At 63.4% G+C, this 7,519-nt stretch carries 4 protein-coding genes; all 4 read right to left on the bottom strand.

Features of this window, described 5'->3' with window-relative positions:
• Positions 1-204: 204 nt before the first annotated feature.
• The 4 genes from EJB06_RS14070 to EJB06_RS14055 all read right to left on the bottom strand — a co-directional run bounded on the left by EJB06_RS14070 (position 205) and on the right by EJB06_RS14055 (position 7,342).
• Positions 205-1,008 (bottom strand): phosphate/phosphite/phosphonate ABC transporter substrate-binding protein, encoded by an 804-nt coding sequence (locus tag EJB06_RS14070; RefSeq protein ID WP_229427074.1) that lies wholly within the window; start codon positions 1,006-1,008, stop codon positions 205-207.
• A gap of 4 nt (positions 1,009-1,012) precedes the next feature.
• Positions 1,013-1,987, bottom strand: a complete 975-nt coding sequence (locus EJB06_RS14065; RefSeq protein WP_126074639.1) for a fatty acid desaturase — start codon at positions 1,985-1,987, stop codon at positions 1,013-1,015.
• Positions 1,988-2,023: 36 nt separating this feature from the next.
• Complete coding sequence (locus EJB06_RS14060) at positions 2,024-4,354, bottom strand: TonB-dependent receptor (RefSeq protein ID WP_164557915.1); 2,331 nt, start codon at positions 4,352-4,354, stop codon at positions 2,024-2,026.
• Positions 4,355-4,549: 195 nt separating this feature from the next.
• Positions 4,550-7,342, bottom strand: coding sequence for a TonB-dependent receptor plug domain-containing protein (locus tag EJB06_RS14055; protein ID WP_164557914.1), 2,793 nt, complete (start codon positions 7,340-7,342; stop codon positions 4,550-4,552).
• Positions 7,343-7,519: the final 177 nt, after the last annotated feature.

Here is a 7,519-nt window from a genome sequence, read left to right as displayed (position 1 = left end):
TCGGCTCAAAAATCGATTAGATCAGCGTTTCCCTAATCATCCGTGGATGCGAACGATGAATACCACGCTCTGCTATCTATATTTCTAGAGTACAAACTGTTAAATGTCTGAACAGAGGCTATGCTATAGATTAGCTTTATAAAGCGCTTTGCTTTTTTTCAATATTACCGTGCTTAGAATTGAAACTACGCCAGTTCCATTCTGTCAGGCGAGATGCGGATAGCCGCGGGCGCACGCCTCGGCTTCCAGTGCGCCGATGCGCTCGTAGTCGCGCGTCGAGCACGGCGCGAAATGACTGATCGACAGCGCCGGCATCACTCCAGCAAGGCCGGCCGCCGGCGCCAGCAGGGCGTGGCGCAAACACTGCCGCACCCCCTCCGGCACGGCGGCGCCGACGACGAACGGCAGGCCGGGCGATGGCGCTGAGTATTGCAGGATCGTGATCCCCTCCAGGCTGGACGGCTGTTCGCGGCGCAGATAGCCGAGGGTCACGCAATCGATGGCGGCCAGGTCGGCCTCGCCGTTCTGCACCAGCGCCAGGCTGGCGCGGTGGCTGCCCGACCAGGTCACGCCGCTGAAAAAACGCCCGTTCAGCGCCAGCGGCGCCACCGCATGCCGCAGCGCGTTCATGCCGCTGTTGGAATGGGCATCGTTGACGGCCGCCCTGCGCCCGCGCGCATCGGCCAGGATGGCGATGGCGCCGCCGTCGCGCACCACGATGGCGCTGGCGTAGTCCGGGCCCGTGCAGCCGTCGAAAACGTAGGCGGGTGTGGCCAGCAAATGAACGTGCCCGCGCAACTGCGTCATGTACGGGTAGCCGCAGGTCTGGCTGAGCAGCAGGTCGGGCCGCTGCCAGAAGTCCGGCAGCAGCGGCGCGTGTTCGAACTCGATGGCATCGACCATGCCTTCTGCGCGCAGGACATCGACCAGCGCCTCGAACAGGGCCTCGTAGCCTGCTGCGACCTGCGCCGACACGTTGTACATCGGAAACGCGGCTGTCCACCTCATCGCATCACTCGGGCATGTGCGGATGCACGGGCGCGTCGACCGGGGTCAGGCCGAAGCGGCGCATCAGCTCGCCGTAGCCGCGCACGTAGAAGCCGCCGCTGCGGGCAATGTACGCCTCGCGCCGCGCATGGTAGACGCGCGGCAGCAGATACCACGGCAGCGAGGGAAAGTCATGGTGCACCAGGTGAAAGTTATTGTTCAGATACAGCAGGCGGAACACGAAACCCGCTTCGTTGAGCACGATGCGCTGCTTGTGATGCTCGGCCGGGCGATGTTCGTAATAGGAGCGGATCATCACCAGCGACTGCGCCGGATACGAGATCGCCAGCACATAATAGAGCGCCGACACGCCGAAGGCCGCTTCGATTGTCCACAGCATCACTGCCAGCATGCCCAGGTGGCCGAGCCACATCGGCACCGTCGACCAGTCGCCCCGCAGCGGCTGGCGCAGCGCCTCGATCCAGGCCGACGCAATCGCAATCGCCGGGCCGGCCAGCATGCGGCCCCAGAAGGTCTTGTTAAACCACAGCAGCTTTTGCAGCGGCTTGCTCATCCCGGCCCAGGTGGCCGGCGACACATAATAGCTTTCCGTATCGAGCGCCGGCATGGTCAGGTGGAAATCGACGTGATGGCGCAGATGGCTGTCGCGGTACAGCCGGTAGGGATACCAGACCGCCAGCGGCAGCGTGCCGAACAGGCGGTTGAGCAAAGGCCAGCGTGTGGGATGGCCGTGGATCAATTCGTGCTGGAGCGACATATACCACGCGCACCACCAGATCATCAGCACGGTGGCGGCGGGCGTCCCCAGTTCGCGCCACCACGCCAGGGTGGCCAGCCAGCCGCCGTGAATGGTGAGGATCAAGAGCCAGGTGGGCCATTCCGCCAGCCACAGCCGGCGCTGGCGCTCTCCGCACACTTGCCGCTGTTGCGCGGCGTCCATGTAGTTCGAACGCACGTCCTTTGCCACGGCGATGGTCATCAGCAAGTCTCCCCGGTCGACGTACTACATGGATAGTCAAAAACGCGATGTGAGACGGACTCCCACCGTGCGCGGCCGCGCCATGAACAGGGTATCGCCCGGCTGGATGGCGATGCTGTTGGTCGTCACATCGCTCACCTTGTTGCCGTTGGTCAGGTTCGTGCCGAACAGGCCCACTTCGAACGCCCGGGTCGTATAGCTCAGCGTGGCGTTGAGCGTGTTCGACGACGGAATTTCCGAATAGCTGCCCTGGGCGGCGGCAAAGTTGGTATAGGCACTGCCCTTGTAGGCATAGCTGGCCGCCAGGCCGAGTTGATCGGTGCCGGCCAGCGGAATCCGGTAGCTGAGCGTGGCGCTGGCGGCGATGCGCGGCGCGTACGGCGTGCGCGCGCCCGCCGGAATGTTCTGCGCCGCAATCCCGGTAATCACCGCATCGCGCGCGTAAGCATGGTTGTAGGCCGCGTTGAAGCCGATGCTGGCGCGCCGCGTCAGCTTGAAGGCGCCTTCCACCTCCACGCCTTCGCTGCGGATCTTGCCGGCGTTCTGGGTGAAATAATAGGTGCATGGCAAGCGGTTGAACACCTGGACATCGTCCCAGTTGGTCAGGTAGGCGTTCAGGTTCAGGGTCATGCGGCGCCCGAACAGGGTGTTCTTGGAACCGACTTCGTAGCTCCACAGGCTGTCCGGCGCAAAGGTCGAGGGCGCATGGATGCCGCAGAAGTTGAACGGCACCGGCTGGTTGTTGCCGCCGTAGCGGAAACCCTTGCCTGCGTTTGCATACAGCAAGTGATCCTGATCGACATGGTAGGCCGCCGCGAAGCGCGGATTGGCGCCCTGCGCGCTGGCGCTGCTGCTGCTCACCTCGGGACTGCCGGGCAGCGCCGGCGTGGCGCCCACCAGGTTGCCGAACAGGCCGCTGAAATGCAGGTCGAAATCCTGGGTGCCCTTGAACAGGCGCAGGCCGGCGGTCAGGTCGAGCTTGTCGAATAGCGTGTAGCTGCCTTCGGCAAACAGCGCGACCTGGCGCGACCTGGTATCTTGCCGGCCCGAAAAGTAGTTGTCCGGCGTACTGGCGCCGTCGTTGGTGTGCGAGTTATAGCCGGGGAAGTTGCGCGTCTCGGCGAAACGGGCATCGAAGCCCGCGGTCGGCTGCTCCTGGCGCAGCTTGCGCTCGCCCGTGTCGAAGAAGGCGCCGGCGGTCCACTTGAAGGGGCCTGCTGTCTTGGAATTCAGGCGAAATTCCTGGGCAAAGTCCGTGACCGCATTGCCGATCGTGTAAGCCGACGCCATCAGCGGATTCTTGCCGCTGAAAATGAAGGCGGTGGCCGGATACTGGGCCGATTGCAGGTAGCCGGTGTCGCGGTGCAGGTAGGAACTCGACGAGACCAGCTGCGCGCCGCCCAGGTCGTAGTTGACGGCCAGGTTATACAGTTGCAGCGAATCCTTGCTTTGCTGCGGCAGCAGCGCGAAGGTGGTGAACGGCGCCAGTTTGGAATAGGCATCGTTGATGCCGCCCTTGATGTTCGAGGCGGTGGCGCTGGCGTCGATGGTCAGGTCGGGCGAGGCGCGCAGGCGCAGCGCCGCGCGGCCCTGGCTGGTCGACAACGCGTTGGTGGTCGCGCCGTTGAAGTCGTTGCGGATATAGCCGGAATCCCTGCCGCTGTAGCCGGTCAGGCGCAGGCCCGCCACCTCCGCCTTGAGCGGAATGTTGACCATGCCGCGCAGGTTGCCGTTGTTGCCGCCGAAGCCGGAGGTGCGCGAACCGACCGCTTCGACCGAGCCGAACAGGTCGGTGGTGTCGGGCTTTTGCGTGATCTGGCGCAGCGCGCCGGCCATGGCGCCGGCCCCGAACAGGGTGCCCTGCGGGCCTTGCAGCACTTCGACGCGCTCCAGGTCCAGCACTTTCAGGTCCGGGTTGCCGGACTTGAGGGTGACCGGCATATCGTCGACGTACACGGCCACCAGCGAGGCATCCTGGATTTCGGACGGCACGATGCCGCGCACGACCAGGCCGCGCATGGTGATGTTGTTCACGCCGGCGCCCTGCTCCTGCACGCTCATGGCGGGCACCAGGCTGGCGATGTCGGACAGCTTGCCCAGGCCGAATTTCGCCAGGTTCTCGGGTTGCAGGACGGTGATGGCGGCCGGGACCTGCTGCACGTCGACGGCGTTGACGGCGCGGGTGGCGGTGATTTCGACCTTGTCGATTTGTTCGGAAGCGCTGTTGCCGGCCCCCTGGCGCGCTGCGGCGCGGGCGGCGGCATCGGTGGCGGGCACGGGTTGGGACTGGGGCTGGGACTGGGCTGGAGCGATGACGCCGAGCGACAGGATCGCCAGTGCGCCGTGGGCGATCAACTGCTTTGCCATCGGAGTTCCTTGTGTGATTGGTGCTGCGGGTGGGTCTATCTCATGAAAAAAGTATATACAAGGCGTGACACCCTGGACACGAAGATAAACAAGTTTGCTTATATGAATTGAGCGCTGTCGCCCTGCCCGTGGCAGAACGACAGCGCTCATGGTCGTCACTGGTGAAATGGCGCCCTGCGGCGCTTCGTCACCCTATCAGAACTTGTACTGCACCGCTGCACGGACCGAGCGGCCGCGCGATGGTTCGTAGGACGTACGGACATCGGCCACCGGTGCGCGGTCGAACACGTTGTACAGGTTCAGGTACAAGGTGGTGTTCTTGAACCCGGTGTACGACAGGTTCATGTCGGTGACGACATCGCGCTTGATCTGGCAGTATTCGGCGTCGATGCCCTGGTCTGCGCAACCTTGCGCCGTGTAGTTGGTGTCGTACTTGTTATCGTACAGACGGGTACCCGGCATGTAGGTCACCGCGCCGCCCACGTTCCAGGCGCCGCGCGACCAGGCCGTCGACGCGCGTACGCGGTAACGGTAGTTCTCGTAGTTGCCGGCCAGGTTTTCGGTGAAGGTGTTGGTCACCGTATCCCAGCTGCGGTAATCGAGCTGGTAGTTGGCTTTCAGGTTGCTGACCAGCTTGCCGGCCGAACCCATGTTCCAGCGGTGGTTCACTTCCATGTCGAGGCCGGAAACGCGGGTGCGGTCCATGTTCTCGTAGGTGTTCGATACCGCCGAGATCGGGCCGATCGGGAACACGATGTCCTTGCCGGTCAGTTCCTTGGCACGCGCCGCCAGGCGCATGTCGTCGGCCGTCACCGGCAGGCGCTGCACGCTGCCCGGACGACGGTCTTCGTCGGTCAGGATCTGGACCGTGCTGCGGGTGCCGATTTCGTTGCGGCGCTCGATATGGTAGTAGTCGAAGGTCACGCTCATGTTGGCCAGCGGCTCCATCACCAGGCCGATGTTGTAGCTGCGCGATTTTTCCGGCTCGAGATTCGGATTGCCTTTGACCAGCGAAGCAAGACTGACGCTGCAACCGAGATCGCGTGCGCGCAGGGCGTCGGCCTGGTCCAGGGTATTGCCGGTCTTCAGCGCCGCGTACAGCTGGTTGGCGGTGGCGCAACGCTTCGGATCGACGTTGTTGTTACGGAAGGCTGCCAGGTCGACCTTGCCGGTCTCTGCCACGTTAGGCGCGCGGAAGCCGTTGGCGATCGTGCCGCGCACCATGAAGCGCTTGTTCACTTCGTAGCGCATGCCCAGTTTCGGCACCAGCGACAGATCGGTATCGCCCACCTTGTCGAGACGCACAGCGCCGTTGACTTCGAGCTTCTTGGTCAGGGGCGCATTCAGTTCGGCGAAGGCGGCGCTGATGTTGCGCGAACCATCCACATTGATCGAACCCAGGCCCACCAGCTGGCCGCTGGCGATATTGTCGCTCACATATGCGCTGAACTCGTCGCGGCGGAAATCGCCGCCGATCGCCAGCGACAGCGGGCCGCCTTCGAGCTGCATCAGCTCGCGGCTGGCCTTGGCGTCGATGAAGGTCTGCTTCGACTCGCCGCCGAAGACATACACCGGGAACATGCGCATCAGCAGGTCGGGGCTGTTGACGCCGCCGAACTTGTACTCGCCGCTCAGGATGGCCGCGTTGTAGTTGGCGGCGTGGCGGCGGCCGCGCTCTTCATTGTCGACCTTCGAGCCCATGATGCCGATCGCGCTAGACCAGTCCCAGCCGTAATCGCTGCCTTCCAGGCCGACCATGGCGCGGTATTGCTTCGATTGCGCTTCGTTCTTGGCCAGCGTCAGATCGTCGGCGTAGCGGTAGCGCAGGGCAACCGGGAAGCTGTACGGATTGTTTGGATGGCCGACCGGCAACTTCGGCTCGGTATACGAGTTGAGCTTGCCGTCCTTGCTGTTGTACCAGTTACTTGCGGTACCGGTGTACTGCAGGATGCCCGGCGGATTGAAGTAAGTGGTGTTGGTCTGGCCCAGGGTCAGTTCCGAGAAGCCGACGCGGTTGCCGCCCAGCTTCATGCGGCCGGTGCCGAAGAAGTTGTAGCGCTTCGCTTCCGGGCTGCGGCCCAGCGAACCCCACTGGTCGAAGCGGCAGGTGCCGTCGACCACGTCGGTGCAGCCGGCCACCGGGGTGCTGAAGCTCTTGCCGGCCAGCGCAGGGTCGGCATAATTGCTCGGATAACGGTCGACGTAGTTGCCCGGGTACGAGTAGGTCGATTTCACGCCATAGCTCGGGTTGACATACTTGCCCCACCAGGCCGGCACCGTGTTGATGGTTTCGCGCACGGTGTACGGATCGCGCTGGAAGGCTTCGAAATGGCCGAACACATTGTAGCCGTCGGCTTCGAAGTCGCCCATGCCGGCGGTCAGCGAAGCGGTCTTGTTCTTGTCCAGCTTGCTATTCAGCAGGGACTGGCGCGCACCGGCCTTGGCCAGCACGCCCTGGAAATCGCGCTTGGTGATGATGTTGATCACGCCCGCGACCGCGTCCGAGCCGTACACGGCCGACGCGCCGTCGAGCAGCACTTCGACCCGTTCGATCACTTCCGACGGCATGGCGTCGATGTTGACGAAGGTTTGCTGGCCGCCGTCGGCCAGGCCGTAGTTGGCCACGCGACGGCCGTTGAGCAGGGTCAGGGTGGAATTCTTGCCCAGGTTGCGCAGGGAAATGCCCGAAGCGCCGCCGGCGAAGGAGTTGCCGCCGGTTTTATCCGACAGGGTGTTGGTGGCGCTGGAGGTCAGGGTGTCGAGCACGTCCTTGACGGTGCTGGCGCCGAGGGCGGCGATTTCCGCCTTGCCCAGCACTTGCACGGTCGACGAGGTTTCGGTGTCGACCGCGCGCTTGATGTTCGAGCCGGTCACGATGACTTTTTGAATCGGCTGTGCCGCTTGCTGCTGCGCCAGCGCGACCTGGGCGCCGCCCAGGGTCAGTGCAACGGCGATGACGCTACGTTTTACTGCGAGTTTCTTGTTCAAATTCAGCTCCAGGATTACTTTATAGGTATGTGTCGATCGTTTTCCGATCCCGCGCCCCGCGCTTGAAAAGGCACGCGCGAAAGCGAGGGCCATGAATTTCGCACAAAGGTGGATTGAAGGCCAAGGGGAATTCACAGAAATCTGCTGTCAAGCGCATTTTCGTTGTTTTTCCGCTAG

The organism is Massilia atriviolacea (assembly GCF_003953935.1).
GTDB classification, from domain to species: Bacteria; Pseudomonadota; Gammaproteobacteria; order Burkholderiales; family Burkholderiaceae_D; genus Telluria_A; species Telluria_A atriviolacea.
Note: the sequence above shows the minus strand (reverse complement) of the source record. Positions and strands in the feature narration are given on the sequence as shown.